Source organism: Streptomyces sp. NPDC051987 (assembly GCF_040680735.1).
Classification (GTDB): Bacteria; Actinomycetota; Actinomycetes; order Streptomycetales; family Streptomycetaceae; genus Streptomyces.
Window position 1 is genome coordinate 1 of the sequence record NZ_JBFAXI010000207.1, and the last position, 1,097, is coordinate 1,097.

A 1,097-nucleotide genomic window follows, 5' to 3' on the forward strand; every position below is an offset into this window, starting at 1 on the left:
CTCCAGTACCGCCCCGACGTCCTCGACGGCTGCCTCACCGGCACCGGCCTCCGACGCCAACCAGCATGACGACATTACGCATTCAAGGTCAGTAAGCGAGTTGAAGACCCGGGCCTGGCAGAGCGACTGTCCCTGAGCTGGGAATTCCGGTGCTTTGATCGGCTACACCACCTGGCGGGACGCCATCGTGGTAAAAGGGCCGGGACGCCACTCAGCGTCACGAGTCTGGATATGAGCCTCGCTCGACTGAAGGAAGCGCTGGGGAGAGCCGTTACCCGTCGGTTGGTGTACGTCAACGTCGCTTCGCACGTGACCATTGCCAAGAGAGCGCGCAAGGAAGAGCGGAAGATCAAGGAGGGGGTGCTGCCCTGGAGCTTCCAGGAGGTTCAGAAATTCATCTATAGAATTAGGGGTGAGCGTCTTTATGCCGCGCTTCTTCTTTCGCTGATGGGGCTTCGGCCAGCTGAAGTCTGCGGACTCCGGTGGGAAGACGTTGACTTGGAGAACGCCACGATCGTCATCGCCAACACGCGCACGATGATGGGCAACCGGTACGTGGTGGAGAAGAACACCAAGTCTCTTGCGGGCGAGCGGGATCTGCCGCTGCCGGAGTTGGTGCTGGGAGCCCTCAAGGCATTCCGGGCTCTCCAAGCGGAGGAGAGGCTCGCCCTGGGCGAGGCGTACACGGTGTCGGGCTACGTGCTGGTGCACGAGGCGGGCGACGCCTTCACGATCAAGCAACTTCGCCGACGCGCGTACCGGCTTATGGAGCTTCTCGGGCTCCGTCGCGTCAGGCTCTTGACGCACGCTCGTCGTGCTTCACCTTCCTGGCCGACGATGGTGTCCCGGACCACATCCTCGCGCGATGGGCCGCACATACGAACGTAAAGACGACCAAGCGGTGGTACGTCAAGCCGGATGTAGAAGATCTTCGCGGAGCCGCCGTCACTTGGGATGGCCTGCACAAGGGTGTGGCGGAGGGGCAAGAGTGAGCCGCGCGGACTACTGACCTTCAAAGCGTGGTGTCGTAGGGGCTGACGTCTCATGATCCCTGCGGTATGCCGACCGCATGAGGTATGCGCAAGGGGGCGGGTTGA

The 1,097-nt window shown here is 62.2% G+C and carries 1 protein-coding gene; it reads left to right on the top strand.

The genetic code is table 11. The features are described 5' to 3' along the window. Positions 1–285 precede the first annotated feature (285 nt). Positions 286–888 (top strand): site-specific integrase, encoded by a 603-nt coding sequence (locus AB0M11_RS41335; protein WP_365714153.1) that lies wholly within the window; start codon positions 286–288, stop codon positions 886–888. The last annotated feature ends 209 nt before the right edge of the window (positions 889–1,097 follow it).